Below are 26111 nucleotides of genomic sequence, written 5' to 3'. Positions count from 1 at the left end.
GCGCAGATCGTGTAAAAGACCTGCGCGCGGCACCTATTCGGTCGCGGACCGGATGATGTTGCAAAGGCCTTCCTGCACCACCTGCTTGGTGGCCACCTGCCCCACCTGAATATCAAACATCGCATCAACCCGCGTGCCTGAACCGCGCTTGCGGGCGACGACTCGCAATGTCTGCAGCCGCCCGGAGCCTGCCGTATCCTGGTAAGCTTCGATGGTTCCGAGTGCCTTGTTGATCTCGATCCCGGAAAAGCCTTCCGCCGCGACGCCCCGCGCCATCCGCTGCAGAGCGGTCTCGGGCTTCAGCTTCGGGAACTCCTGCCAGGTCTTATAGAAAACAGGCGTCACCAGCGGAACGCCGCTCGCCTTGAAATTCTTCTCGCAGCTCTGCGCCGCCGCCACCGAATGGCCGGCCACCAGCAGAACCGTCGCAATGGATAGATGCTTGATCGACATTCCCGTTCCCCGTCGTCCGTGATTGAATGGCGGGAACCTAGAGGCTTCGCCCGCATGCCGACAGAGCAACCCCGTTGCGAATACACCTCTATTCGACCAACGGCTTTTAAGCGGCGACGAACGGCATTTGCGCAGACATTAAGGCACCGGAGTGCAGCGTCGCGAATAGCCATCTCAAACAACCCCAAACCGGTTGCGTCACAAAAGTGTGCAGCACTGGTTGTGAATCCACCAGCGAGGCTCTAAAGCTGCCTTAAAGGCTCCCTGTAACAGGATTGCGCTCATGAAGCTGGTGACCGGTAACTCCAACCGCGCCCTTGCCGAAGCCATTGCCAGATATCTCAATCTTCCCCTCACGGACTGTACGGTCGGGCGCTTCGCCGACCAGGAAGTCAACGTTCAACTTCACGAGAACGTGCGCGGCGAGGATGTCTATATCCTCCAGTCGACCAGTGCTCCTGCCGACGGCAACCTCATGGAACTGTTGATCCTGACCGATGCGCTGCGCCGTTCGTCTGCGCGCCGGATCACCGCCGTCATCCCCTATTTCGGCTATGCCCGTCAGGACCGCCGCGCCACCGGCCGCACACCGATTTCGGCGAAGCTGGTCGCCAACATGATCGCCGGCGCGGGTGTTAATCGCGTTATGACGCTCGATCTGCATACAGACCAGATTCAGGGCTTTTTCGATATCCCGACCGACAACCTTTATTCGGCGCCGGTGACGACCCGCGACATCAAAGAGCGCTACGACGTCGGGAATCTCATGATCGTTTCGCCTGACGTCGGCGGCGTGGCGCGGGCTCGCGGCATCGCCAAGCGCATTGGCACCGATCTTGCGATCGTCGACAAGAGGCGCCCCCGCGCCGGCGTGTCGGAGGTCATGAACATCATTGGTGACGTCTTCGGGAAGACCTGCCTCTTGATCGACGACATCATCGATAGCGGCGGGACCTTGATCAATGCGGCTGACGCCTTGCTGGAAGCGGGCGCCAGAGAGGTCTCGGCATACATCACCCACGGCGTGCTTTCCGAGGGGGCTTGCGAGCGTATTGGCGCCAGCAACCTCAGGGAACTGGTGCTGACCGATTCCATTCAAGACACCGAAGCGCAACGCCAGACCGCCAACATCCGCCGCGTCACCGTCGCGCCGCTGCTCGGAGAAGCCCTTGCCCGAACCGCGCGAGAGCAAAGCGTTTCAAGCCTTTTCGACTGAACCACGCGAACAGTGCAAAGCCGTTTCGATTGAGCCAGGCGGCGTTTGCCGGTGAGAAAAGAACGTAATCCGCCCGCTCATCCGAAAAGACCACAGCGTCACGCGGCGCAAGATACAAATGCATTATAGAAGTGATGATTGAAGCAGTCCGCAGTCGATCCGCGCTTTGGCGCATATTTCGGGAAAGATCGGCTAAGCGGTTGATTTGGCTGGTCGGAGTGGCAAGATTCGAACTTGCGACCCCCACGTCCCGAACGTGGTGCGCTACCAGACTGCGCTACACTCCGTGACCAGCGGCGCCTCTATAGAACAGGCATTTTGATTTCACAAGCGCCTATCTCGAAAAACATTGCGCCTTTTCCAAAAAAATCGTGACGGTGGAAAACGTAGGCGCAAAATGGCCCTGGTCAGCACCAACGGCGCCCCGGAGATGCGCGTGATAGGGACTTTCTGCAACGCTTCATAATTTCCTGGAACCGGAACCGCTGCGTGCATTTCCTTTCGTCTCTTTTGGCGCTAGAGGCTCAACGGAAAGCGCGGAAAGCCAGGGGATACGGGCTTCCGTGCCATGCCGATTTCAGAACGAGAGCCAAAGGGGCAGAAACATGAACTTCCGCATGATGACGGTGGCGGGCCTCGCGCTCGTGCTCGCCGGCTGCACGACGACCGGGACGGGGATTTCCAGGAACGCAGTCGAAGCCCGTTGGCTCGGCCAGCCGGCCGGCGGCTTCTTCGCCCAGTACGGTCCGCCGATCTCCGACGTCGAAAGCGGCAGCTCCACGGTCTATAGCTGGAAGGGCGGCTACAAGACCCGCAAGATCCCGGCGCAGTACGAAACCACCAAGGACGGCAAGCGCGGCAAGCGCATTTCCTCGGCGCGCACCGAGTATCTGAGCTGCGCGGTGCAACTGACCGTCTCGTCCGACTACGTCATCCGCTCGATCCACATTGCCGGCGACCGCAAGCGTGCCGAAGGCCCGAGCTGGTGCGAAGAGTTCCTCGGCGCCCCGGCCCAGACCAAGCCGGCGGCAACTGCAGGCTAAACCAACAAACAAAAAACCCGCCGGTGAAAATCGGCGGGTTTTTTCTAGGGGATTGCGTCGAACTCAGCCGGCGCTGTTGTCCTCGACGGGCGCGTCGGGACCGTTCTTCTTGATCGAGTCGATGGCGTTCTGCGCGCTGGCCTTGGTCTTGTAGCCCTCGGTCGAGAACATCACTTCGCTGTTGTACTTGAAGCGAACACGGAACTCGCCAGCCTTGTCTTTGTAGATTTCGAATTTGTGAGCCATCTTCTCCCTCACACATGTTGGAATCAACGAAACTAGCGTGTCAGTTGCAAGATGACTTGACAAGAGTGCATGCAAATCCGGCGCGCGATCGCCCGCCCAATGGATCAACTGCCTGGAAAAATGTGGCTGGGGCGCCAGGATTCGAACCTGGGAATGCCGGTACCAAAAACCGGTGCCTTACCGCTTGGCGACGCCCCAACGGATTGACGGGACAATACGTCCGCCAAATCGAGCGCCTGATTATCAAAGCTCGCCGCCCGTCACAATCACTAAGTTGGCACTAAGTTGAATTTTCGGCGGATTTGTTGGCGACGACGCCGAAGGGCGCGCGCCGTGGGTACCGGATGTACCCTTCCCTTCGCTGACCGCACCTCCTATTGTCCCGGCAGATGGAGAATTTCATGAGCCAGTTTCGCGCCCGCCCCCCTGCCGTTCCAACCGTACTCGTCGACGACACGGTCGTCAGGATCACCCGTTGGGATTTCGAGCCCGGCGCCGACACCGGTCACCATGTGCACGGGCTCGGCTATGTGGTGGTGCCGATGACCGACTGCCAGTTCCTGCTCGAGGAAGAGGCGGGCAGCCGGCGGGTCGATATCGCCAAGGGTGCCGCCTACCGCCGTGAGGCGGGCATGGCTCACAACGTCGTCAATGCCGGCAACGAGCCGATGTCGTTCATCGAGATCGAATACAAGTGAAATCCAGGAAGAGACGCATGCAGGGCCCGGACTTCGATCTCGATTTCAAGCCGGCCCATGGCGAGGCCGTGACGGTTGCGGACGATGTGCAGCGCATCACGGTCAACAATCCCGGCCCTTTCACCTTTCACGGAACCAACTGCTATATCGTCGGAAGACGTTCCGTTGCCGTCATCGATCCCGGTCCCGATGACGAGGCGCATTTCCAGGCGCTGATGGCGGCGCTCGCCGGCCGCGAGGTCACCCATATCGCCGTCAGCCACACGCATCGCGACCACTCGCCGCTGGCGCGCCGGCTGAAGGCTGCCACAGGTGCGGTGGTCGTCGGCGAAGGCCCGCATCGCTCCGCCCGTCCCTTGCATGCGGGCGAGAGCAATCCTTTCGCCGAGAGTTCCGACATGGAGTTCGTCCCCGATCTCGGGCTTGCCGACGGCGGGCGCATCGAGGGCGACGGCTGGAGCCTGACGGGGCTTGCCACGCCCGGCCATACGGCCAACCATATGGCCTTCGCGCTCGATGGCACCGGCATTCTCTTTTCCGCCGACCACGTCATGGCCTGGGCGACGACGATCGTCGCGCCGCCCGATGGCGCCATGGCCGATTACATGGCCTCGCTCGAAAAGCTGCTTTCCCGCGACGAGCATCTCTACCTGCCCGGCCATGGCGGACCTGTGATCGCGCCTGCCTCCTTCCTTCGCGGCCTGCGCGCCCACCGCAAGATGCGCGAGCGTGCCGTGCTCGAACGCATCCGCGCCGGCGACAGCCATATCCCTGACATGGTCAAGGTCATCTATGCGTCCACCGACGTGCGGCTGCATGGGGCGGCGGCACTTTCGGTGCTCGCCCATCTCGAAGACCTGATCGAACAGGGACGGATCGAAACCGATGGCCCGCCCTCGCTTCTCGGCGCCTACCGGCTGGCGCCCGGCGGAGCGGGCTGATCATGCGGCGCGAGGCCTACAGCTATCGCAATGATGCTTCCGTGCCCACCTTTGCCGACGACAAGCCGGTGATCGTCTTCGACGGCGAATGCATCTTTTGTTCCGGCTGGGTGCGCTTTCTGCTTCGCCACGACCGACGGGCGCAATATCGCTATTTGACAGCACAGTCGCCGCTAGGCCAAGCGCTCTACCGGCACTACGGGCTCGATACCGTCCATTTCGAGAGCAACATGCTGATCGAGGACGGCATCGCCCGCGTCAAATCCGACGGATCGATCCGCACGCTTGCGCGGCTGGGTCTGCCGTGGTCGCTCGCCAACATCTGCCGGATCCTGCCCGCTGTCCTTCGCGATCCGCTCTATGATCTCGTGGCGAGAAACCGCTACCGCATCGCCGGCCGCCGCCAGAGCTGCATGGTGCCGACGCCTGAGGAGCGTGGGCGCTTCATCGCATGACGATGGAAGACATGGTCCAAAAACAGAGCCTTTACCGCCAGATCCTCGGCCGGCAATGGAACCACCTGCCCGCGTCGATCCGCGCCCTGCACCACCTGTCAGAGGGGCATGCCACCTTTCGCGGACGTGCGGTCATCGAGCGCGGCAGCTCGATAGGGGCTCGGCTCGTCGCCTCCATGCTCGGCTTTCCCGGTGCAGGCGCTGACGTCCCTGTTGAAATCCACTTCGCATGCAGCAGTGGTCGGGAAGTCTGGACCCGACGCTTCGGTGGGAAAGTCCTGCGCAGCTCGCAACGGAAGGCCGAGAGGCGGAACGAACCACTGCTCGCGGAAGATTTCGGACCGTTCCGTGTCCTGTGCGCGCTTGAGCCCGCCGAAAACCGCCTGCATCTCTCGGTTCGCGCCTGGTCCTTTCTCGGCCTTCCGCTTCCTTTACTGCTTGCGCCGGGTGGCCGGACGTTCGAGGAGGATCGTGACGGCCTGTTTCATTTCCACGTGGAGGTCGCAAGCCCGTTGACCGGCCTGATCGTGCGTTATCGCGGCTGGCTACGGCCAGCGGGCGAGCCGACAGCCGACTTGGGTGGTCGCAAAGCCCTCGTAGACGAATGACGTTTTCTGGCGGGCACTCCGCCGATCAGTCGCCGGCAATGCCCAACAGCTCGGCATCGAGCGCCCGCAGGAATTGATCGGCGAAGGCGGCGCCCATGCCGAGATCATGAGGCCCGTAACGCGAGGCGACGCGCAGGTCGACGAAGGTGGTCTCCGCCTCTTCGCGCAGCCGGATCAATACATCGAAACGAAAACCCGCGATCAGCGTGCGCCACTCGCCCTGCAGCACGACATCGCTGGCGCGGCGCCCTGCAATCGCGCCTTCGAGAGCCATCTCCGGGCGCGCCGCCGGAACGGGTACATTTTCCGGTTCGGCGTTCGTATCCGCGCCCGCATTCGGCCGTACTGCCAGATCCTCCAGATCGGCGCGGGCGTTCTCGACACCAAGTTCTTCGGTGATGCCGACGCGGCTCTGTTCGATGACGTTGCGCACCCCCTGATAGACGCGGTCGAGTGCGCCATCGTAGCGCCGGCCGGTCAGAGCCGGATAGGCGAGGATCTGCGCTTCACGGTCCTGAGGCGTTACCGCCGCCTTGCGCTTCAGCCAGCTCTCTTCCGCCTGCGGCACCTTGAGCCACGGCGGCGGCGTCACCGTATCCGTGCTGACGTCGTAGATTTCCGGGCGGGTCAGATATTGGACGACGCCATAGCCGATAAAGCCGAGCGTCGGCGCGGCGTAGACAAGCGCCGCAGCAGACGCCAGGCCACCAATCGCCGCAACCTGCCACAAGCGCGCCAACCCGACGACGGCAAACAGCACGCCCATCAGCGCAAAGACGCCGGCGAGGCCGACAAGGGCGAGGAAATGCGGTGTCGTCAGCGGACCGAAGCGGTGCGCCAGCAGCGAGAGCGCAAAGAGCAGGAACGAGACACGGGCGAAGCGGCGCGCCCAGTGGGCTGCAAAAGAATAGGGGCGCTCGTACCGGACCATCATATAGTTGAATCAATTCCCTGCCGCGAAACAGACCGCATTCTTAGACCATGCCCCGAGCCGAGGGAACAGGCAATGCGGCAGTCCGCCACCGCGCTCCGGGCCTACCTTACAGTTCGCCGCAAAATCGCCATTCTCGTTAACCACCTATCAACACATGGGAATGTGCCCGCGCGCCCGGGATTTAAAGGGCACGCGGAGTTTCAATCGGAGGCAACGGCCAGCGCGCAACATCAAACGAGGGCGCTCGGCAATCGACGGAGAACCGACATGGGCGCATCGCAAGCAGCCGTGGCCATCGCCACCCCCTCTGCCCTTCCGGCCGGAGACGGCGGCATCCCCATGGGGCTCCTTGAGCTCGAACTCTCCCTCGATGGTTTCTCCGGCAACAATGCCGATTTCACCAGCTTCGTCCGCGCGGTTGCTGACAACGTCGGCGGTGAGTTTCTGTTTGCCCTGCCCGCTTCTGATCTGATCGAAGACTGCCGCAGCATTGCCGTGCTCCGTCTGCCTGATGCCGGAGGCGACGCTTCGATCCTGTTTGCCTGCCTCGACGAACAAGGCCGAGCCGTCCGTATCGAACATCCCAGCGACACCACGCGCGACCTCGAGCGCTTCGCCGAATCCTTTGTCGGCGTGCTGGAACGCATGTAGCGGGCCTCTCACAGGGACAACTCTAACCATACCCCTGGGCGAGGCCGCCAGCGACGGTGAATGCGTTTTGGCAGCGGATTACGCGCAATCGGACAATCGCGCAGGGATCACACCCCGCCCCCCTCCGGAACAGGCTCACACACACACCCGTCAACGACGGGTGTGAGGTGCCCTCGCCTACAACCGCGACACGACACCGAATTGGCAACGTTCGTTTCGATTCTCGATACAAGTCCCTATATTGATTGTGATTCGAGGCGTTGAGTGGTGTGCCGCTCGATTGCTCACGGCGAGACGCAGACCGGTACGGCCTCACACGATCCGGTTGCGCCCAGGAGGCGCGAGAACCATGATGAAACGACTGTCCATCCTTATCGCAGCCGCGCTTCTCTTGACGGCATGCCAGACGATGACGCCGGAGGAACGGCGCATCGCCGACGGCAACACCTGCGCGTCCTACGGCTTCCGCCGCGGCACCGATGCGTTTGCCACCTGCCTGCAGCGGATCGAGCTCGACCGCCGCGCCGAATCGCGCGCATTCCGCTACCAGAACGACATGATGATGTGGGGCTGGGACCGGCCGGTCATCGTCTCACGACCGGTGATCGTCCAGGCCAGGTAAAGCGGATCATGCCGAGCCAACGCCGCTTGGGCGGCGCTGGCGATAGACGTTACCCCTTGCCGTTGATCGCGGCCTGGGCCGCGGCGAGCCGGGCGATCGGCACGCGGAAGGGTGAACAGGAGACGTAGTCGAGGCCGGCGTCCTCGCAGAAGCGGATCGAGGCCGGATCCCCGCCGTGTTCGCCGCAGATACCGAGTTTCAGACCGTTCTTGGTGCGACGACCACGCTCGGCTGCGATCTGGATCAGTTCGCCGACGCCGTCGAAATCGAGCGAGACAAAGGGGTCCTGCTCGATGATGCCCTTCTGCTGGTAGGTCGCCAGGAACTGCGAGGCGTCGTCGCGCGAGATGCCGAAGGTCGTCTGCGTCAGGTCGTTAGTGCCGAAGGAGAAGAAGTCGGCCGCTTCGGCGATGACGCCGGCGCGCAGGGCTGCACGCGGCAATTCGATCATGGTACCGACGAGATAGTCGATGTCGATACCCGCCTCACCGATCACCTCCTTGGCGACCGCATCGATGCGCGCCTTGACGTAATCGAGCTCTGCCTTGAGGCCGACAAGCGGCACCATGATTTCGGGAACGACGGCCGCTCCGGTCTCGTGCGCCGCTTCAACGGCGGCTTCGAAGATGGCACGCGCCTGCATCTCGGCGATCTCCGGATAGGAGATGGCCAGCCGGCAACCACGGTGGCCGAGCATCGGATTGAATTCGTGCAGTTCATCGACGCGCTGGCGCAGTTCCGACGGATCGAGCGAGAGCGCGCCGGCAACGTCGGCGATCTCCTCGTCGGTCTTCGGCAGGAACTCGTGCAGAGGCGGGTCGAGCAGGCGGATCGTTACCGGAAGGCCGTGCATGATCGAGAACAGCTCGGCGAAATCCGAGCGCTGCATCGGCAGAAGCTTGGCGAGCGCTGAACGGCGACCTTCTTCGTCGTCGGCGAGGATCATTTCGCGCATGACATTGATGCGGTCGTCCTCGAAGAACATATGTTCCGTGCGGCAGAGTCCGATGCCTTCGGCGCCGAAGGAGCGAGCGGCGCGCGCGTCCGCCGGCGTTTCGGCATTGGTCCTGACGGTCATCCGGCGGGTGGCGTCCGCCCAGGCCATGATCTTGCCGAAGTCCCCGGAAAGTTCCGGTTGCAGCATGGCGATCGCGCCCTTCAGCACCTGGCCGGACGAGCCGTCGATGGTGATGACGTCACCCTTCCTGAGCGTCACGCCTCCGGCGGTCAGCGTTTCGTTGCGAAGGTCGACACGAATGCTGCCGGCGCCGGAAACGCAAGGGGTACCCATGCCGCGGGCAACCACGGCGGCGTGGCTGGTCATGCCGCCGCGGGTCGTCAGAATGCCTTCGGCGGCATGCATGCCGTGGATATCTTCAGGGCTGGTCTCGACGCGGACGAGGATGACCTTGCGGCCTTCCTTGTCGGCCTGCACCGCTTCCTCCGAGGTAAAGACGATCTCGCCCGTCGCAGCCCCCGGCGAGGCCGGAAGGCCCGAGCCGATGATGTCGCGGCGCGCATGCGGATCGATCGTCGGGTGCAGCAGCTGGTCGAGCGAGGCGGGATCGATGCGGGCAACGGCCTCCTGTTCGGAGATCAGCCCCTCCTCCGCCATATCGACCGCGACCTTCAGCGCCGCCTTGGCGGTGCGCTTGCCGGAGCGCGTCTGCAGCATCCAGAGCGTGCCGCGCTCGATGGTGAATTCCAGATCCTGCATATCGCGATAGTGGCGTTCGAGCGTATCGCAGATCGAGCGAAACTCGGCGAAGGCTTCCGGCATCAGCTTTTCGAGCGAGGGCTTGTCGGAGCCGGAGCCAAGGCGCGCCGCTTCGGTAATGTTCTGCGGCGTGCGGATGCCGGCAACGACGTCCTCGCCCTGTGCATTGACCAGAAACTCGCCGTAAAGCTCGTTCTCGCCGGTCGAGGGGTTGCGGGTGAAGGCAACGCCAGTCGCCGACGAATTGCCGAGATTGCCGAAGACCATTGCCTGGACGTTGACGGCGGTGCCCCAGGCGGCGGGGATGGCGTGCAGGTGGCGATAGGTGATCGCCCGCGGGTTCATCCAGCTCGAAAACACGGCGCCGATCGCGCCCCAGAGCTGCACTTCCGGATCCTGCGGAAAGGGTTCGCCCAGCGCTTCCTCGATCGCTTCCTTGTAACGGGCAATGACGCTCTGCCACTCCACCGCCGAAAGCTCGGTATCCTGCTCATGGCCGAGGCGCGCCTTCTCGTCCTCGAGGATTTCCTCGAAGACGTCGTGGTCGACGCCCATGACGACGTCGCCATACATCTGGATGAAGCGACGATAGCTGTCCCAGGCAAAACGGGCATCACCGGCGTCATGGCCAAGCGCATGTACCGACTGATCGTTGAGACCGAGGTTGAGAACCGTGTCCATCATGCCGGGCATGGACGCGCGCGCGCCTGAGCGAACCGAAAGCAGCAGCGGACGGGAGGTGTCGCCGAAGACGCGGCCGGTCACCTCTTCCATCCGGCTGATCCCCTCGCGCACCTGGTCGCGCAGGCCATCCGGCATCTGCCTGTCATTGTCGAAGAAGCTGTTGCAGGCATCGGTGATGATCGTCAGGCCCGGCGGAACCGGCAGGCCAAGGTTGCACATCTCGGCAAGGTTGGCGCCCTTGCCACCCAAGCGCTCACGATCACCCGCACGTCCCTCGGCCTTGCCCCCACCGAAGGTGTAAACCCATTTCGTCATGCCTGCTCTCCACCCAGAAACAGTCTTTAGTGACGATTTACAGTATATGCTTCAGGCTGAAAATGCACCCGGCGAAGATTTATGCTGCAGCGCATCATTTTCTGTAACATTGCTACACATCGCGCTTGACCTCCCACAAATCGTGTCGGTGGCTTTAAATTGCAGCCGAAATTCCTGAAAAGGCTGCGCCAGGCGGCCCGATCCGACATTGCCCGAAACATAACAATTATCTAATATACAGATGTGCGATGGGGGTGCATCCAGGAATATCCCGTCATGGCAATCCGTTTCCGTCTCGATGGCTCGGAGGGTCGGTCATGAGGTGGCGTGCAAATCTGACAACCTGGCTCCTTTCGGCGGCGCTCATGGTCCTTTTCACCATGGGAAACGCCTTTGCCGAAGGAAACGGCAAGCGGCTGGCGCTCGTCGTCGGCATGAGCAACTACGTGCTCGCTGGAACGCTGCCCAATGCTTCACGCGATGCAGAAGCCTTCAACACCTTTCTCAAGGACCAGGGCTTCGAAACGAACCTCGTGCTCAACGCCGATCGCCGTGGTCTTGCCGGCGCACTTTCAAACTTCTCGCGCAAGATCGGGCCCGACGATACCGCCCTGTTTTACTACGCCGGCCACGGCATGCAGTTGCACGGCGAGAATTTCCTTGTTGGCACCGATGCCAAGCTCGAAAGCGAGTTCGACGTGCCGGCCGAGACCGTGGCACTGTCCGAGATCATCGGCGCGATGGAAAAACGTGCCCGCATCTCGATGGTCTTCCTCGATGCCTGCCGCAACAATCCGCTCGCCGAGCGGCTGACACGCGAAGTCGAAGGTGCGACCCGCGGTGCGGCGACCCGCGGGCTGGCGCCGATCGAAACGCAGGGTGGCGGAACGCTCGTGGCCTTTGCCGCCGCGCCCGGGCAGGTAGCGGCCGACGGCACCGACGGGCATTCGCCCTTTACGCGGGCGCTGATCGCCAATCTCTCGGGCGCCGGCCTCGAGGTCGGCACCGCCTTCAAGCGGGTCGTGCGTGACGTGCGCAAGGAGACGCAGGGCAAGCAGCAGCCGCAGATCCTGTCATCCCTGTCGCTAGAGTTCTACTTCGGGCCGGAAACCGCAGCGCCCCAGACGACCCCGGCGGTGCAAACCCCGGCGGTACAGACGGCCATGCCGCAGACTGCGGCGGTTCAGCCGGTGCAGCCGGCACTCACTGTGCCGGCCATGGATCCCGAAGCGCTTGAGGCAGAGAAGGACTTCAAAAAGGCGCTGAAGATCGGAACGGCGCGCATCTGGCACTTCTTCGTCGAAAAACACCGCACCGGCGAATATGCCGACCTCGGACGACAGGCACTGGCCCAGATCGAGCCCGCCGCCGTGCGTAACCAGTCGCATCTGCCGCAGTCCGTCGAAGCGCGGCTATTGCCGGACAAAGACAAGCGACGAAACGTCCAGGTGGCACTCGCCTCACGCGGATTTGCAGCGGGCACGGCCGATGGTGTTTTTGGTGGACAGACCAGGGAAGCGATCAAGAAGTTCCAGAGCACCAACCAACAGCCCGCAAGCGGCTTCATCACCGAGCGCACGGCAGAGGCCCTCGGCATCAAAGTCAACGACAGAGCCGAGGGCTTGTACAGCACGCCCAAGGCCCGACGCTATGATGTTGCCAACCTCGAGGGGCTAGAGACCGATCAAACCGTCCTGCGGGCGCTGACCTGCCTGCGCCACTTCGAAACCGTATATGGCGTGTTCGAAGGGCACCTCTATGTCGCAGTGCGGACGGGAATAATTTTGGCCGTTTATGCGCGGGGGATCGCCGGCGGTTGCGGAGCGCACCTCGCGTCGATTTCGTCTCAAGAGGAGAACGCCTTCGTCGCATCGCTTTTCAACGCCGATCAGACCTTTTTCAACACCGGCTACGACCCCTCAGGCAATGTCAGCTACAAGATGGGCCCCTGGATCGGCCTGACGCAGGACCCACAGGGCAAGGAGCCCAGAGGCGGCTGGCGCTGGGACACCGGCGCGCCCCTGACCTACACGAAATGGTTCCAGGACATGCCGAACGAAGGCAAGAAGGGCGACGATATCGGCATGTACTACGCCCATCGCAACGGCAGAGCCGACACGAAATCCGTCTACGTCGATAGCTGGGACGATATGGGGCCAACCGATGGAACGGGCGGTCTGATCCTCGAATTCGAGTGACCGCTTGGGGCAATTCAACACCTGCACGGCTGAGTCAATCATAAGCAGGAGGCAAGGTCATGAACTGGCGTGTGAAGCTGCTATGGCTGGTTCTTTGCGCTCTGATCGTGCCCTTCACCACAGGGAATGCCCCCGCCGAAGGAAACGGCAAGCGGCTGGCGCTCGTCATCGGCATGAGCAACTATGTGCTTGCGGGAACCCTGCCCAACGCCTCGCGCGACGCTGAAGCGTTCAATGTCTTTCTCAAAGGCCAGGGTTTTGAAACCGACTTGATCCTCAACGCCGATCGCCGTGGTCTTGCCGGCGCACTTTCAAACTTCTCGCGCAAGATCGGGCCTGACGATGTCGCCCTGTTTTACTACGCCGGCCACGGCATGCAGTTGCGGGGCGAGAATTTCCTTGTTGGCACCGATGCGCGGCTCGAAAGCGAGTTTGACGTTCCGGCAGAAACCATGCCGCTGTCGGAGATCATGAACGCGCTGGAACAACGCGCGAAAATCTCCCTGATCTTCCTCGACGCCTGCCGCAACAATCCGCTCGCAGACAGACTCAATCGTGACGTGGCGGGCACAAGCCGCGGCGGCGCCACCAGAGGTCTGGCACCGATCGAGACACAGGGCGCCGGCACGCTCGTTGCCTTTGCTGCGGCGCCCGGACAGGTAGCGGCTGACGGAACCGACGGGCATTCGCCCTTCACCCGGGCGCTGATAACCAACCTCTCCGGCCCAGGGATCGAAATCGGCACCGCCTTCAAGCGCGTGATCCGTGAGGTGCGCTCGGCAACGGGCGGCAAACAGTCGCCGCAGATCCTCTCCTCTCTCGATCTGGAATTCTACCTCGACGGCAGCGCCACGCTTGAAGCGCCCCGACCCTTGAAAGTTGACAACGTCGATATCGCCGCGCTCGACTTCAACAAGGCGATGCGCGTGGACACGGCCAGGACCTGGAAGCGCTTCATCGCCAAACATGGCGAGAGCAGCTACGCCGACGCGGCGCGTCAATCCATTCAGCGGCTCGGCAAAAGCGACGACTTCAGATCATCCCTGGCTGCGATGGCACAGGAACAGAAGATGCTCGATAGCAAGGACAAGCGCGCAGCCGCGCAACAGGCCCTGCAGAGCAAGGGTTTTGACACGGGCGCGACGGACGGCGCCTTCGGTGGCCAGACACGCAGGGCGGTCACGGCATTTCAGGCGGCCCGCGGGCTAAAGCAATCCGGATTTCTCGATCAGGAGACCGGAGCGAGCCTGGGTCTCACCTTTGCCCGCATCGATCAGGACATTCTCTCGGCTACCAGCGCACGCCGCTATGACGCCACCGATCTCGAGGGACTGGAGGACGAACCGGTGATCGCCATGGTGCGGTGTCTTTCGCCTCTACCACTGACCTATGGCACCTTTGCCAGACACCTCTATGCAGCGGTCTATGACGGGCAGCAAGTCGGCTGGCAGGAAGCGAAGGCGATCGTCGAGCGCTGCGGCGGTCACCTTGCCACGATCGATTCCAGCGATGAAAATACGTTCGTCGCCTCACTCGCGAATACGGATGACCGGTTCTTCAGCAGTTCGTTCGAAGGCGGCGAGCACCGGCGGGTCGGGCCATGGCTCGGGCTCTCCAACGAGAACGGCAGTGCCGAAGGGTGGAGATGGACGACGGGCGCTGCCGTCACCTTCGGCAGGTGGTTCAGGCGGCCGCCGGAAAAGGCTGGGGCGGCAACGCTTTACGCAGCCTATCGAGCAAACAAGGTCCCCCTCGCCGCCTACGTCGACACCTGGGAAGCGCGCGACCCATCGCGGCCGGTATCCGGTTTCATCGCCGAATTTGAGTGAATCAGACGACTTCGCGCAGGCGTTCCGCCGTCTGCAGGTCGACGGAAACGAGTTGGGAGACGCCCTGCTCGGCCATGGTCACGCCGAACAGGCGGTTCATGCGGGCCATGGTGATCGGGTTGTGGGTGATGATGATGAAGCGTGTCTCGGTCGACGCCGCCATTTCGTCCATCAGGTTGCAGTAGCGCTCGACATTGTGGTCGTCGAGCGGTGCATCGACTTCGTCCAGCACGCAGATTGGCGCGGGATTGGTCAGGAACACGGCGAAGATCAATGCCATCGCCGTCAGCGCCTGCTCGCCGCCGGAAAGCAACGTCATGGTCTGTGGCTTCTTGCCCGGCGGGCGGGCGAGAATTTCAAGGCCGGCCTCCAGCGGATCGTCGCTCTCGATCAGTTGCAGCTCGGCCGTGCCCCCCCCGAAGAGGTGGGTGAACAGCCGCTGGAACTGTACGTTGACGACGTCAAATGCGGCGATCAGGCGCTCGCGGCCCTCGCGGTTCAGGTTCTGGATGGCGCTCCTGAGCTTGCGGATCGCCTCGATGACGTCGTCGCGCTCTCTGAGCAGCAGGGCGAGCTTTTCCGAAAGCTCCTTCTGTTCTTCTTCGGCACGCAGGTTGACGGCACCAAGCCGCTCGCGCTCGATCTTCAGCCGTTCGAGTTCGCGCTCGATGTTGCGCATGTCCGGCAGTGCCTCGTCGACGGCAAGCCCCGTCAATCGCATGACCTCGTGCGGCGCGCAGGAGAGCGCTTCCTGAATGCGGGCCTCGATCTCGACGCGACGTTCGCGGGCGGAGACCAGCCGCTCTTCGGCGCGGCCGCGCTTTTCGCGCGATTCCGCCAGTTCGGAGAGCGCGGTTGCCGCCAACCGGTCCGCCTCGCGCTGACGGTTTTCAGCCTCGGCAAGCAGATCGGCCGCTTCGCGTCGGGCCGCTTCCGCCTTCTGCAACTCGTTCATCAGCGCCCGGCGCTTGTCCTCGAACTCGTCGGGCGCATCGATCAGCTCTTCGACCTCGTCGCGGGCTTCTGCCTCGCGGTCGCGCAGGGTCGCGATGTGCTCATCGGCGCTCGCCGCGCGCGCCTTCCAGGTCTGTCGTTCACTGGCAATCGCCGCGATGCGCCGCTGACGCGCCTCGTTCTCGCGCGCCAGGCCATCATGGGCGGCACGGGCCTCGGCGACGGCGGCACGATCGGCTGCGACATCGGCCGTCTGTGTGCGCAGCGTCAGTTCCAGTTCGGAGAGATCGGGCGCATCGGCGAGCGCGTCGTTGGCCGTCTCGATCTGCTCGGCCACCTCTTCGACCTGCGCCTCGATCTGGCTGCGCGATTCGGCAAGCACCGCGCGGCGGCGGGCAAGGTCGCCCGAGGCGCGTTCAGCGGCAGCGAGCGCGTCGCGGGCTTCGCCGAGCTGTCGGGTGATCATGCGCTGCGCGTCGCGGGCAAGCCGCAACCGCTCGTCCTCGGCGCGGATGCGACTGCCCGCAGAGGCAAGTTCGGCCTCCGCGAGGCGCAGCGCCTCAGCGGCGCCGTCGGCCTCGGTATCGAGTTCGGCCAACCGGTTCTTCTGCGCCAGCCGCAATGCGGCAGCACTTGGCGCCTCGGAGCCAGTCACGTGGCCGTCCCAGCGCCAGACGGAGCCCTGCTTGGTGACAAGGCTCTGGCCGGGTTTCAGCAGGGGCAGCAGCCGCTCGGCTTCCGCCTCGCTTGCGACGATGCCGATCTGCTTCAGGGCGCGGGTCAGCGCGTCGGGCGCCTTCACATGGGCAATCAGCGGGCTCACGCCTTCCGGCAAATCGCCGTCCCCGACATGATCCCCCGGCGCGCGCCAATGGGCCGGCGCGTCGGTTTCGAGCGGCGAGTCGAGATCGTCGCCAAGGGCCGCGCCCAATGCGGTCTCGAAGCCCCGGTCGACCTTCATCTCCTCGACGACGGCGGGATAGGCGCCACCGGCCACCGCCTCCAGCATGCGCCGGATGGTGCGTGCCTCGGTCTCGATGCCGTTCAGCGTCGCGCGCGTCCGATCGACGGGCTGACGCGCCTCGACCTCCATGCGCCGCGCTTCAGCGAGGCTTTCCTCGATCGCGAGCACATTGCTTTCGGCTTCTTCCAGCGCAGCTTCTGCGACCTCGACCTGACCCTGCTTTTCGTGCGGATCGGGAAGGGCCGCCATCTGGCGGTCGAGTTCATCGAGATCGCGCGACTGGTCGCCAAGTTGGCGGGCAAGACGTGCCTGGCGCTCCGACAGGTCGCGCAGCGTGCGCTCCAGCTGGTTGCGGCCGGCCTGTGCCTCGGCGCGTTCCGCCGTTAGACGCGCCAATAGCGCCTCGCTGCCGGCGAGCTTTTCGTTTGCGTCTTCGAGGCGCTCGCGCGCTTCCGTCGCACGGTCGTCGGCCTCCGCGAGCATGTCGCTGAGTTCGGCTTCCTCTTCGTCGAGACGCGAAAGAATGCCGGCATTGTCGACGACAAGGCGCTCCTCGCGGGCGATATCCTCGGCAAGCTGCGCCAGCCGGCGCTGCAACTCGTCGCGGCGCCTGAGGATGCGGCCGGCATCCTCTTCGAGCTGTGAGCGGGCAATCTGCAGACGCTGGAGGGCGGCGGCGAACTTCGCTTCGTTTTCGCGCAGCTCCGGCAGCTTCAGGCTGGCGATCGCCTGGTCCTTGGCCGCCTGCATCTGCTGCTGCGCCTTTTCCGCGACCAGCGCAGTCACCTGGTTGAGCTGGCTCGTCGCCTCGCCCTCCGCCTCCTTGGCCTGCACCCAGCGAATATGGAACAGGATCGCCTCGTGCTTGCGGATATCGGCCGAAAGCATTTTGAAGCGGTTGGCCTGGCGCGCTTGGCGCTTGAGGCTCTCGATCTGGCTTTCGAGCTGCGAGGTGACGTCGTCGAGACGCTCGAGATTGGTCTCGGCGGCACGCAGACGCAGCTCCGCTTCGTGGCGGCGAGAGTGCAGGCCAGAGATGCCGGCCGCCTCTTCCAGGAGCTGGCGACGGGCCTGCGGCTTGGCGGCGATCAGTTCGCCGATGCGCCCCTGCCCGACCATCGACGGCGAGCGTGCACCAGTCGACGCGTCGGCGAAGAGAAGCTGTACATCCTTGGCGCGCGCTTCCTTGCCGTTGATGCGGTAGACCGAGCCCTGCTCGCGCTCGATGCGGCGGCTGACCTGGATCTCGTCGCTGTCATTGAAGGCAGCGGGTGCCGTGCGGTCGCTGTTGTCGAGATAAAGGCCGACCTCGGCCGTGTTACGCGCGGGACGATTGCCGGATCCGGAAAAGATCACGTCGTCCATGCCGGAAGCGCGCATGTTCTTGTAGGAGTTCTCCCCCATCACCCAGCGCAAGGCTTCGACGAGGTTCGACTTGCCGCAACCGTTCGGTCCGACGACACCGGTCAATCCGCGCTCGATGATGAATTCGGTCGGTTCGACGAAGGACTTGAAGCCGAGCAGGCGAAGCTTGTTGAACTTCATGGAGCGGACGCTGGGGCTACGAGGTCCCCCCCTCTACCATCAGCCCAGACAAGAAAAACGGGCGCACAGCTGCTGCCGTCGCCCGTTTTCAGGAAAAGCGAAGGATCAGAGCTTGCTGTCGATGAGGGCCGACATAACGTCAACCGACATGTCCCCCGAATAGTGCTCGCCATTGACAAAGAAGGTCGGCGTCGACTGAACCCCGAATTCCTTGGCGCCCCGTTGCATAACAGTATTCACATCATCCAGAAGTTTTTGGTTCGTCAAGCAGGCCTCGAAGCTCTCCTGTGTAAAACCAGCGAGTTTGGACATCTGCAGCAGAGCGTCGCGACCATTCTGGGCTGCGGCCCACTGCTGCTGCTGCTTGAACAGCATCGAGATCATCGGGAAGTACTGGCCTTCCGGAGCGCAGCGCGCCAGCATGAAGGCAGCCGCCGCGCGCGGATCGAACGGGAATTCGCGCAGCACGAAGCGGACCTTGCCGCTGTCGACATACTTGGTCTTGATCGCCTCGAAGGTGTTGTTGTGGAAGGCGGCGCAGTGCGGGCAGGTCATCGACATGTATTCGACGATCGTCACCGGCGCGTTGGCGTCGCCGATCGCCATTTCCGGCAGGGCGCCCGGTTCCATCAGCTTGGCGACGTCGACGGACCCTTCCGACGAGGGGAGCTCGACCTTGACGGGAGCAGCCGTCGTCTGGGCGACTTCGGTGCCGGCAGAGGGCTTGGCTTCGGCGGTGGCCGGGGTCGCGGTCGTCGATGCAGTCGTGGTCGCGTCCGTTGCCGGCTTGGTTTCAGCCTTGGCGGCTTCGGTGGTCGCGGCCGGTGTGGTGGAGGCCGTTTCCTTCTTTTCGTCGCTGCAGGCAGCAAGCACCAGGGCGACAGTTGCGATGGCGGCACCGCTGAGCAGGCGCTTGGTAAGGTTCATTGCGGAAGCGGACATGATTTGACCCGTGTTCGGAGGGAATTGCAGTGCGGATTCGATATCTTGCCCCGCGCAGGGCGGCAAGTGGCGCGGCGTCAACAGAATTCAAAGAATTGTGACCGAGCGATGGCCGCCCAAAAGCGCGTCGCGATCTTTCCGATTCGCTGCTTGCGCTTTAAGCCTCTGGTTTTCGCGTCTCGTAGTCGCGAAAACCGCTGCATAGTTTTGCGCGCCGTGCCTTAGCGGCGCCGGGGATTGAGCACGGCGGTCCCCAGCCGACGCAAGGCGGCCTTCAGCTCCTCGCTTTCGATGCCTTCGACCATGGTCTCGAGCCGCCGTGCAGGTTCACCGGTCAGCGGCTTGGGCTTGCCACGGTGTTTCGGCTGCTGGGAGACGGGCTTTTGAACGATGCGCAGCTGCCCGATCGCATAGAAGCCGAAGAAGCCGTTGATGCGCTGGATCAATTCGCCCTGGGCGTGGGTCAAAAACAGCGCGCGCGCGCCCTCGCAGGCAACCGTCAGGACGCCCGGCTGATGGCCGCCCTCGCCCATGATCTCGGAGGCCCGTCGCGGCCAGGCGATCTTTTCGGGCCGCGTGCAATCGGCAAAGTCCTCGCCGGCGATTTCGTCCCAGGAGCCGAGCAGCATGGTGTTGATGCCTGCCCGCTTGGCGAGCACCGGGTCGATCAGGCCGTTCGCGACTTCGCTGATCTGGACGACGCCCTTCCGGGTCTTCTGCTCGCTCACGTATGGACTTTCTGTAGGCAATGTCGATTGAGCCTTGATGCCGCGGCTCCGCTTCGCCAAGTATAGGCCGGAAACGGAACTCCCGGCAAATCATGCACGATACGATACCGGCGGCGGACGCCGCACCCCTGCTTTTGGAATGGTACGACAGGCACCATCGCGACCTGCCCTGGCGGGTTTCGCCGCCGATGGCACGCCGAGGCATCGTCGCCGATCCCTACCATGTCTGGCTTTCCGAAGTGATGCTGCAGCAGACGACGGTGCAGGCGGTAAAAGCCTATTTCGAAAAGTTCCTGTCACTGTGGCCGACCGTCGAGGACCTTGCGCGCGCCGAGAATGAGGACGTGATGAAGGCATGGGCCGGGCTCGGCTATTATGCGCGCGCCCGCAACCTGAAGAAATGCGCCGAGGCCGTCGCGAACGATCATGGCGGCCGCTTTCCCGACACGGAGGACGGGCTGAAGTCCCTTCCCGGCATCGGCGACTATACCGCCGCCGCGGTCGCGGCGATCGCCTTCAATCGCAGAAGCGCCGTGCTCGACGGCAATGTCGAGCGGGTGATTTCCCGCCTCTATGCAATCGAAACGCCGCTGCCGGCGGCAAAGCCCGAGATGCGGGCCCGCGTCGCCGCGCTCACCCCTGAGAGCAGGCCGGGTGATTTCGCCCAGGCGATGATGGATCTCGGCGCGACGCTCTGCACGCCGAAACGGCCCGCCTGCTCGCTCTGTCCCTTCCGCGCCCACTGTCGCGCGCTTGTCGTCGCCGATCCGGAAACCTTTCCGCGCAAGGCGCAGAAGAAGGACAAGCCGCTTCGGCGCGGCGCCGCCTTCGTCGCGATCGACGCCGACAACGCGGTCTATCTGCGCAAGCGGGCCGAGACGGGCCTGCTTGGCGGCATGACCGAAGTGCCCGGCACCGACTGGACATCGCGGCAGGACGGCGACACCTCGCTTGCCTCCCAACCCTTTGCAGCGGCCTGGGAAGATTGCGGCACCATCAGCCACGTGTTCACGCATTTCGAGTTGCGTCTCTCGGTCTACCGCGCCAATGTCGCGCGCGCCGGGACGCAGGGCAACGGCTGGTGGGAGCCGGTTCACTCGCTGAGTGCCCAGGCGCTGCCGACGGTGATGAAGAAGGCGATCGCCCAGGCGATCCCGCATGCCTTCAAGGCGGAACGCTAGCACGGTACGGGCCCACCCGTCCCGCTCCAACTCCGAAAGTTCAAGCAGGGAATACGTTCATGAGCAGCATCGATATCCGCCACATCGTCTTCGACATCGGCAAGGTGCTTATCCACTACGACCCCAACCTGCCCTACAGCCGCATCATCCCCGACGAGGCCGAGCGCGAGTGGTTCTTTGCCAATGTCTGCACCCACGACTGGAACATCGAGCAGGACCGCGGCCGTTCCTGGGAAGAGGCGGAAGCGCTGCTGATCAAGGACTTTCCCGAGCGTGAAGAACAGATCCGCGCCTTCCGCAAATATTGGCAGGAGATGGTGCCGCACGCCTATGTGGAGACGGTGTCACTCCTGGAGCGACTGATCGCCGAAGGACGCGACGTGACGATGCTGACCAACTTCGCCTCCGACACGTTCCGCGAGGCGCAGGTCCTTTATCCCTTCCTGACGCTGCCACGCGGCGTCACCGTTTCGGGCGACGTCAAGCTGATCAAGCCCGATATCGCCATCTATGAGACGCACACGCGGACCTTCGATCTCGACCCATCGGCCACCCTCTTCATCGACGACAGCATTCCCAACGTCGAAGCCGCGCGGCTTGCCGGCTGGCATGCGGTGCATTTCGTCGATCCGGAAAAGCTGAAGGCCGATCTCGCCGGCTACGGCATTCATCCGTAGGCTGAACTGCCGATCGACGATGGCTCCTGCTCGTGGCGGCACGATTCCGCCACGAATCATATTTACTACCTGCGATTGCGTAATCGCAGAGGCAATATATGAATAGTTTAGAATTTTCAGTAGTTCGAGACGGCGCCGCCAAGGACGCCTTCATCGACGAGCTCTACGCGACGACCGAGGCCAGCTTTCGCGACGAAGTGCCTCCGGAAGAGTTTGGAGAACGGTTTTCAGATACCCGTTTCGTCGTCGCCAGACGCGATGCCAAACTGGCGGGCTAGCTCAGCCTTCGGCCGCCGACTGAAGGCGACGACAAGAGAGCGGCCGATCGAGGCTGGCACGCCATGCCGTCGCACGACCTGCACGACGCCGAAATTCTCGCGCGGCTCTTTCGGCTTGCAGCCGTAGAGGCCGGTTCAGAAGGCATCATCTGGCACTCCCGAAAAACCGCCCTCAACCAGCAGGTCGTCGAAATGACCGGCGCGACCGCGCTTCGGGATCTGTTCAGGACCTGGCAGGCGTCACCCAAGCGCTGGCCGGCCGCAATCGCAAAACCCAAGGACGGTGCCGTCGTTTACGCCGTCCAGGCGCCTCTCCCAGAAGATCTCCTCGCAAAGTTCGTGGACTTCCTCACACGCGCGGGGATATCGGACTGCAGTGGAGAAACCTGCACCACGACCTGGGACGCGGACTCCGTCGCCCAACGTATCGCTGACTGGGATGAGGGCGGGCTGCTGATGCAGTGGCTGGAACATCACGACCTCGTGGTCGCCGAGGCCTACGCCTTTGTCTGGAGCGATGAAATGATGATCCACATCACCGAACACCATGCCCCGTCTTGCGGGCTGATTGCCCTGGTTGCCGCCCTGCTTCAGCGCATACCCGCGGCCTATCCCGATATCAGGGTCGCCACCGTCGAGTTACAGGAAGACGAAAGAGCACGCCTCGAGCCTGTGCTCGCCAGTTGCGGCTTCGAGGATAAGGGCGCCCGAACCCTCTACCACTTGCGCCCACAGGGAACGCCGGCTCTCTAAAGGCGGCGTATCCTCCATTCGGCGCGCGGCGGCGGCACGGGTCGCCGCCGCCCATTGTCAGGGCCTGGCCGCGATGAAGCCCCATGCCAGCCAGGCCGCAACGACTGCGGCCGCGAACCAGATGCTCAGGATCGCGAGGAGGCCGCTGCGGCTGGACGGGCGTCCTTCCAATGCCGCCGCCCGCTCTCGGAATTCTTCCATCAGCGCTGGCGGCACCAGACGTACGGCCAAGAGGATGCCGAGCGGAACGAGAATAAGATCATCGAGGTAGCCGAGTATCGGAATGAAATCGGGGATCAGGTCGACCGGCGAAAGTGCGTAGGCCGCCACAGTGCCGGCAACGAATTTCGCCGAAAACGGCGTTCGACGATCTCGCGCGGCGAACCAGAGCGCAACGACGTCGCGTTTGATTTGCCGCGCCCATTGCTTCACGCGCTGGAGACGATCGGGCACGGCCATGCGGTTAACACTCTTGTTCGGATGAAGTTGCTCTGTCCGAACCCTATGAGCGGATGCGAAGATTGGCAATCGACCTCAGGGCCCTGCCGGGCGCTTCAAACGCTCCGTCGGATGGCCCAAACATACAAATGCCCGGAATCCTCACATTGAGGATTCCGGGCATTTAAAGCTCTCTTTCCGGGACTGAAGGTACAAAAACCGGTTAGAGCGCTTTTCGAAGGATCCGGCGGAACTGGTTGATCAGTTCAGTTTTGCCAGATCATTTCGAATGACGCTTCTGAGTTCGTCGATGGGCTTCAGGGTGTTCCCCTCTTCGAAGTGCCAGAAGGTCCATCCGTTGCAGGCATCAAGCCCCTGGACCTTGGCGCCCAGGCGATGAATTGAACCGGCCTCGCCGCCGGAGGCGACCGTGCCGTCGGCACGAACGATCGCGCTGTAGCGGCGCTTGGCGTCCGTCAGAACCGTGCCGGGCTTGATCAGCCCGCTTTCGATCAGCGTGTTGAAGGCGACGCGCGGCTCGGCCTTCTTGCCGGTCATGACCGAGAGCATCGCCTTGCCGAGCGGTTCGACCGCGTCGATGCGTGCCGATGCCGCGTCGATGTAATCCTGCTCGCGCTCAATGCCGACGAAGTGGCGGCCGAGGCGTTTGGCGACGGCACCGGTCGTGCCGGAACCGAAGAAGGGATCGAGAATGACGTCGCCCGGCTTGGTCGAAGCCATCATGATACGGGCGAGCAGCGCTTCCGGCTTCTGGGTCGGATGCACCTTCTTGCCGTCGTCACCTTTCAGGCGCTCGTGACCGGAGCAGATCGGGAACAGCCAATCGGAGCGCATCTGCACGTCGTCATTGGCCGCCTTCATCGCATCGTAGTTGAAGGTGTAGCCCTTGGCATTGGCGTTCGGCGTCGCCCAGATCAGCGTCTCATGAGCGTTCTGGAACCTCCGACCCTTGAAATTCGGCATCGGGTTGGTCTTGCGCCAGATGATGTCGTTGAGGATCCAGAAGTGCAGGTCCTGCAGGATGGCGCCGACGCGGAAGATGTTGTGGTACGAGCCGATCACCCAGAGGGTGCCGGTCGGCTTCAGCACGCGGCGGCAGGCGAGCAACCAGGCGCGGGTGAAGGCGTCGTAGGCTTCGAACGATGCGAACTGGTCCCATTCGTCGTCGACGGCGTCGACCACCGACTGATCAGGACGGGTCAGCATGCCGCCGAGCTGGAGGTTGTAGGGCGGGTCGGCGAAAACGACGTCGACCGAATTGTCGGGAAGCGCATTGAGCGCGGCAACGCAGTCACCCTTGATGATGCTGTCGAGCCAGCCCAACGGACGGGTGGAACGGGAGACTTCGGCAAGCGAAACAACTGAAGACATGGACAACTCGCAAATACGCTTACTCGGAACGGATCATGGAGCGTATGGTTACCGAAGATGGTTACCAAAGCCTGAAGGCCGTTTCGAAAAAGTGCGTAGTCGCGCTATGTTAGAGAGGTCTTCTGGAGTGGACAGGAAAGGCGGGAACGGGCTTTTCACCCGCCTCCCGCCGCCCCGTTCAAGCGTCGCGGACGCCGTTTCACCGGGCGTCGTGAAAGGCGCGGCTGTCTGAGGGGGCCTCACGGCGCTCGTTCAGCCCGTAGTCGCGGATCACGGAGGCGATGCGCAGGCGGTAATCGGCAAAGACGCCGTGGCGCCCCGCATCCTGGGCGGCACGATGTTCGGCGCCGTTCCGCCAGGCCTTCACCGCCTCCTCGTCGCGCCAGAAAGACAGGGACAACACCTTGTCGGGATTGGCCAGACTCTGGAACCGCTCGATCGAGATGAAGCCATCGATGTCGTCGAGCAGCGGACGCAGGTCGGCGGCAATGCCGAGATAGGCGTCACGCCGGCCCTCGGCCGGTAGGACTTCGAAGATGACGGCAATCATGTTTCACTTTCCTCCGATGGGCATCGAGACGTTCTTCAGGAAAATACGATCCTCCTTCAGGATAAACCGCTCGCGGCGGGAGAAGGCATAATTTTCCCGGCCGAGCGGATCGGCGGCGAGCCGGGCGCGATAGGCCTCGTAGGCCGCGAGGCTCTCGATGTTGTAAACGCCGTAAGCCGTCGTCGCAGATCCCTCATGCGGACCGAAATAGCCGATGAGATCGGCGCCTTAGCGCGGGATCGCCTCGCCCCAGTTGCGCGAATAGGTGGCGAACTCGTCCTTTTTGAAGGGATCGATTTCATAGCGGATGAAGCAGGTGATCATCGTCGTCTTCCTGTGGTCGGGCAAGGCGTCAAGCCTTCGATGGAGTGACTATGCCTCCTTGTTCGACGCGGATGCTTCGACTACGATCGAAGTATGAAGGAAGGTCCAGACATCGCTCTCATCGGATCGCTGATCGGCGATCCCGCCCGCGCCAACATGCTGACGGCGCTGATGGGGGGTAGTGCGCTGACCGCAACCGAGCTTGCCACCCATGCCGGCATCACGCTGCAGACCGCCAGTTCCCACCTGGCCAAGCTCGAGGCCGGCGGTCTGCTCAGCCAGCGCAAGCAAGGCCGTCACCGATATTTTCAGCTGGCAGAAGACGAAGTCGGGCTGATGCTCGAGAACCTGATGGGCTTTGCCGCCAGCCGCGGCATGAACCGGCACCGCCCCGGGCCGAAGGATCCGGCGCTGAGAAAAGCGCGCGTCTGCTACAATCACCTGGCCGGCGACTATGGCGTGCGCATGTATGACAGCCTGATTGCCGAAAAGCAGATCGAAGTCACCGGCGACGACCTGGCGCTGACGCCCGACGGGCAGAACCGGATCGAGGCGCTCGGCATCGACTATTCAGCACTCAAGAAATCCCGCCGCCCGATCTGCCGCACCTGCCTCGACTGGAGCGAGCGCCGCTCGCATCTGGCCGGTTCGCTTGGCGAAGCGTTGCTGACGCTATTCATCGACAAGGGCTGGGCCAAGCGCGAGGCGAACAGCCGCGCCATCCGCTTCACCGCCAACGGTGAGAAGGCTTTTTCCGAGCTGTTTCCGCAGTAGC

At 63.1% G+C, this 26111-nt stretch carries 25 protein-coding genes, 2 tRNA genes and 1 pseudogene; 15 read left to right on the top strand and 13 right to left on the bottom strand.

Annotated features, from left to right (window positions below):
• Positions 1–33: 33 nt before the first annotated feature.
• On the bottom strand, positions 34–447 hold the full coding sequence (locus tag AC3WVQ_RS03060) for a hypothetical protein (protein WP_034789415.1): 414 nt from the start codon (positions 445–447) through the stop codon (positions 34–36).
• Positions 448–736: 289 nt separating this feature from the next.
• Between AC3WVQ_RS03060 and AC3WVQ_RS03055 the strand changes: the two genes are divergently transcribed.
• A complete protein-coding gene (locus AC3WVQ_RS03055) occupies positions 737–1669 on the top strand; it encodes a ribose-phosphate pyrophosphokinase (RefSeq protein WP_034789183.1) in 933 nt (310 codons plus the stop codon).
• A 210-nt stretch (positions 1670–1879) separates the two neighbouring features.
• Here AC3WVQ_RS03055 and AC3WVQ_RS03050 read toward each other — a convergent pair.
• Positions 1880–1956: transfer RNA gene (locus tag AC3WVQ_RS03050), tRNA-Pro, on the bottom strand.
• A 318-nt stretch (positions 1957–2274) separates the two neighbouring features.
• Here AC3WVQ_RS03050 and AC3WVQ_RS03045 point away from each other — a divergent pair.
• Positions 2275–2712, top strand: coding sequence for a hypothetical protein (locus AC3WVQ_RS03045; protein ID WP_034801335.1), 438 nt, complete (start codon positions 2275–2277; stop codon positions 2710–2712).
• Positions 2713–2775: 63 nt separating this feature from the next.
• Here AC3WVQ_RS03045 and AC3WVQ_RS03040 read toward each other — a convergent pair whose 3' ends face one another.
• Together AC3WVQ_RS03040 and AC3WVQ_RS03035 are read right to left on the bottom strand one after the other, a co-directional pair.
• The gene (locus AC3WVQ_RS03040; RefSeq protein WP_034801332.1) at positions 2776–2958 is read right to left on the bottom strand and encodes a YegP family protein; all 183 of its coding nucleotides are present in this window, start codon (positions 2956–2958) and stop codon (positions 2776–2778) included.
• A 123-nt stretch (positions 2959–3081) separates the two neighbouring features.
• Positions 3082–3156: transfer RNA gene (locus AC3WVQ_RS03035), tRNA-Gln, on the bottom strand.
• 203 nt (positions 3157–3359) lie between these two features.
• Between AC3WVQ_RS03035 and AC3WVQ_RS03030 the strand changes: the two genes are divergently transcribed.
• From AC3WVQ_RS03030 to AC3WVQ_RS03015, 4 genes are read left to right on the top strand one after another with little or no spacing between them, the layout of a single operon-like run.
• Complete coding sequence (locus AC3WVQ_RS03030; protein ID WP_089045186.1) at positions 3360–3656, top strand: cupin domain-containing protein; 297 nt, start codon at positions 3360–3362, stop codon at positions 3654–3656.
• A 17-nt stretch (positions 3657–3673) separates the two neighbouring features.
• The gene (locus AC3WVQ_RS03025; protein ID WP_090294746.1) at positions 3674–4597 is read left to right on the top strand and encodes an MBL fold metallo-hydrolase; all 924 of its coding nucleotides are present in this window, start codon (positions 3674–3676) and stop codon (positions 4595–4597) included.
• 2 nt (positions 4598–4599) lie between these two features.
• Positions 4600–5052 (top strand): thiol-disulfide oxidoreductase DCC family protein, encoded by a 453-nt coding sequence (locus AC3WVQ_RS03020; RefSeq protein WP_089045184.1) that lies wholly within the window; start codon positions 4600–4602, stop codon positions 5050–5052.
• An 11-nt stretch (positions 5053–5063) separates the two neighbouring features.
• On the top strand, positions 5064–5660 hold the full coding sequence (locus AC3WVQ_RS03015; protein ID WP_162731933.1) for a DUF4166 domain-containing protein: 597 nt from the start codon (positions 5064–5066) through the stop codon (positions 5658–5660).
• A gap of 25 nt (positions 5661–5685) precedes the next feature.
• On the opposite strand, the gene AC3WVQ_RS03010 is transcribed toward AC3WVQ_RS03015, so the two are convergent.
• Positions 5686–6594, bottom strand: coding sequence for a DUF1499 domain-containing protein (locus AC3WVQ_RS03010; protein ID WP_090294749.1), 909 nt, complete (start codon positions 6592–6594; stop codon positions 5686–5688).
• A 267-nt stretch (positions 6595–6861) separates the two neighbouring features.
• On the opposite strand from AC3WVQ_RS03010, the gene AC3WVQ_RS03005 reads away from it, so the two are divergent.
• Both AC3WVQ_RS03005 and AC3WVQ_RS03000 read left to right on the top strand, forming a co-directional pair.
• The gene (locus tag AC3WVQ_RS03005) at positions 6862–7245 is read left to right on the top strand and encodes a hypothetical protein (protein ID WP_060516284.1); all 384 of its coding nucleotides are present in this window, start codon (positions 6862–6864) and stop codon (positions 7243–7245) included.
• A 349-nt stretch (positions 7246–7594) separates the two neighbouring features.
• On the top strand, positions 7595–7867 hold the full coding sequence (locus tag AC3WVQ_RS03000) for a hypothetical protein (protein WP_034801317.1): 273 nt from the start codon (positions 7595–7597) through the stop codon (positions 7865–7867).
• Positions 7868–7916: 49 nt separating this feature from the next.
• Here AC3WVQ_RS03000 and ppdK read toward each other — a convergent pair whose 3' ends face one another.
• A complete protein-coding gene (ppdK, locus tag AC3WVQ_RS02995) occupies positions 7917–10583 on the bottom strand; it encodes a pyruvate, phosphate dikinase (protein ID WP_034801313.1) in 2667 nt (888 codons plus the stop codon).
• Between the two features lie 317 nt (positions 10584–10900).
• On the opposite strand from ppdK, the gene AC3WVQ_RS02990 reads away from it, so the two are divergent.
• The gene (locus AC3WVQ_RS02990; RefSeq protein ID WP_162731934.1) at positions 10901–12781 is read left to right on the top strand and encodes a caspase family protein; all 1881 of its coding nucleotides are present in this window, start codon (positions 10901–10903) and stop codon (positions 12779–12781) included.
• A 59-nt stretch (positions 12782–12840) separates the two neighbouring features.
• On the top strand, positions 12841–14610 hold the full coding sequence (locus AC3WVQ_RS02985) for a caspase family protein (protein WP_110818484.1): 1770 nt from the start codon (positions 12841–12843) through the stop codon (positions 14608–14610).
• A gap of 1 nt (position 14611) precedes the next feature.
• Here the strand turns inward: AC3WVQ_RS02985 and AC3WVQ_RS02980 are convergent, their stop codons facing one another.
• The 3 genes from AC3WVQ_RS02980 to AC3WVQ_RS02970 form a co-directional block, all read right to left on the bottom strand.
• Positions 14612–18073: a chromosome segregation SMC family protein gene (locus AC3WVQ_RS02980; RefSeq protein WP_090294753.1), complete on the bottom strand. Its 3462-nt coding sequence runs from the start codon at positions 18071–18073 to the stop codon at positions 14612–14614.
• A gap of 105 nt (positions 18074–18178) precedes the next feature.
• The gene (locus AC3WVQ_RS02975) at positions 18179–19015 is read right to left on the bottom strand and encodes a DsbA family protein (protein ID WP_090294755.1); all 837 of its coding nucleotides are present in this window, start codon (positions 19013–19015) and stop codon (positions 18179–18181) included.
• 221 nt (positions 19016–19236) lie between these two features.
• Entirely contained in the window at positions 19237–19743 is a 507-nt protein-coding gene (locus AC3WVQ_RS02970; protein ID WP_060516289.1) for a DUF721 domain-containing protein, read from the bottom strand.
• Positions 19744–19835: 92 nt separating this feature from the next.
• Between AC3WVQ_RS02970 and mutY the strand changes: the two genes are divergently transcribed.
• The 4 genes from mutY (at position 19836) to AC3WVQ_RS02950 (ending at position 22632) form a co-directional block, all read left to right on the top strand.
• The gene (gene mutY / locus AC3WVQ_RS02965) at positions 19836–20924 is read left to right on the top strand and encodes an A/G-specific adenine glycosylase (RefSeq protein ID WP_210336564.1); all 1089 of its coding nucleotides are present in this window, start codon (positions 19836–19838) and stop codon (positions 20922–20924) included.
• A gap of 59 nt (positions 20925–20983) precedes the next feature.
• A complete protein-coding gene (locus AC3WVQ_RS02960; RefSeq protein ID WP_034801299.1) occupies positions 20984–21601 on the top strand; it encodes an HAD family hydrolase in 618 nt (205 codons plus the stop codon).
• A gap of 98 nt (positions 21602–21699) precedes the next feature.
• The gene (locus tag AC3WVQ_RS02955) at positions 21700–21879 is read left to right on the top strand and encodes a hypothetical protein (RefSeq protein WP_492382592.1); all 180 of its coding nucleotides are present in this window, start codon (positions 21700–21702) and stop codon (positions 21877–21879) included.
• A gap of 63 nt (positions 21880–21942) precedes the next feature.
• Positions 21943–22632 (top strand): hypothetical protein, encoded by a 690-nt coding sequence (locus tag AC3WVQ_RS02950; protein ID WP_492382591.1) that lies wholly within the window; start codon positions 21943–21945, stop codon positions 22630–22632.
• A gap of 57 nt (positions 22633–22689) precedes the next feature.
• Here the strand turns inward: AC3WVQ_RS02950 and AC3WVQ_RS02945 are convergent, their stop codons facing one another.
• The 4 genes and pseudogenes from AC3WVQ_RS02945 to AC3WVQ_RS02930 all read right to left on the bottom strand — a co-directional run bounded on the left by AC3WVQ_RS02945 (position 22690) and on the right by AC3WVQ_RS02930 (position 25336).
• Positions 22690–23091 (bottom strand): YkvA family protein, encoded by a 402-nt coding sequence (locus AC3WVQ_RS02945; protein ID WP_090294759.1) that lies wholly within the window; start codon positions 23089–23091, stop codon positions 22690–22692.
• Between the two features lie 240 nt (positions 23092–23331).
• Positions 23332–24462, bottom strand: coding sequence for a site-specific DNA-methyltransferase (locus tag AC3WVQ_RS02940; RefSeq protein WP_034801293.1), 1131 nt, complete (start codon positions 24460–24462; stop codon positions 23332–23334).
• A 199-nt stretch (positions 24463–24661) separates the two neighbouring features.
• Positions 24662–25012 carry an antibiotic biosynthesis monooxygenase family protein gene (locus tag AC3WVQ_RS02935; RefSeq protein WP_090294761.1) on the bottom strand — a complete coding sequence of 117 codons (351 nt, stop codon included), beginning with the start codon at positions 25010–25012 and terminating at the stop codon, positions 24662–24664.
• Positions 25013–25015: 3 nt separating this feature from the next.
• Positions 25016–25336: pseudogene (locus AC3WVQ_RS02930) on the bottom strand (NIPSNAP family protein).
• A gap of 93 nt (positions 25337–25429) precedes the next feature.
• Here AC3WVQ_RS02930 and AC3WVQ_RS02925 point away from each other — a divergent pair.
• A complete protein-coding gene (locus AC3WVQ_RS02925; RefSeq protein ID WP_090294762.1) occupies positions 25430–26110 on the top strand; it encodes an ArsR/SmtB family transcription factor in 681 nt (226 codons plus the stop codon).
• Position 26111: the final 1 nt, after the last annotated feature.

Source organism: Ensifer sp. EB106-05-01-XG146, assembly GCF_058791875.1.
Note: the sequence above shows the minus strand (reverse complement) of the source record. Positions and strands in the feature narration are given on the sequence as shown.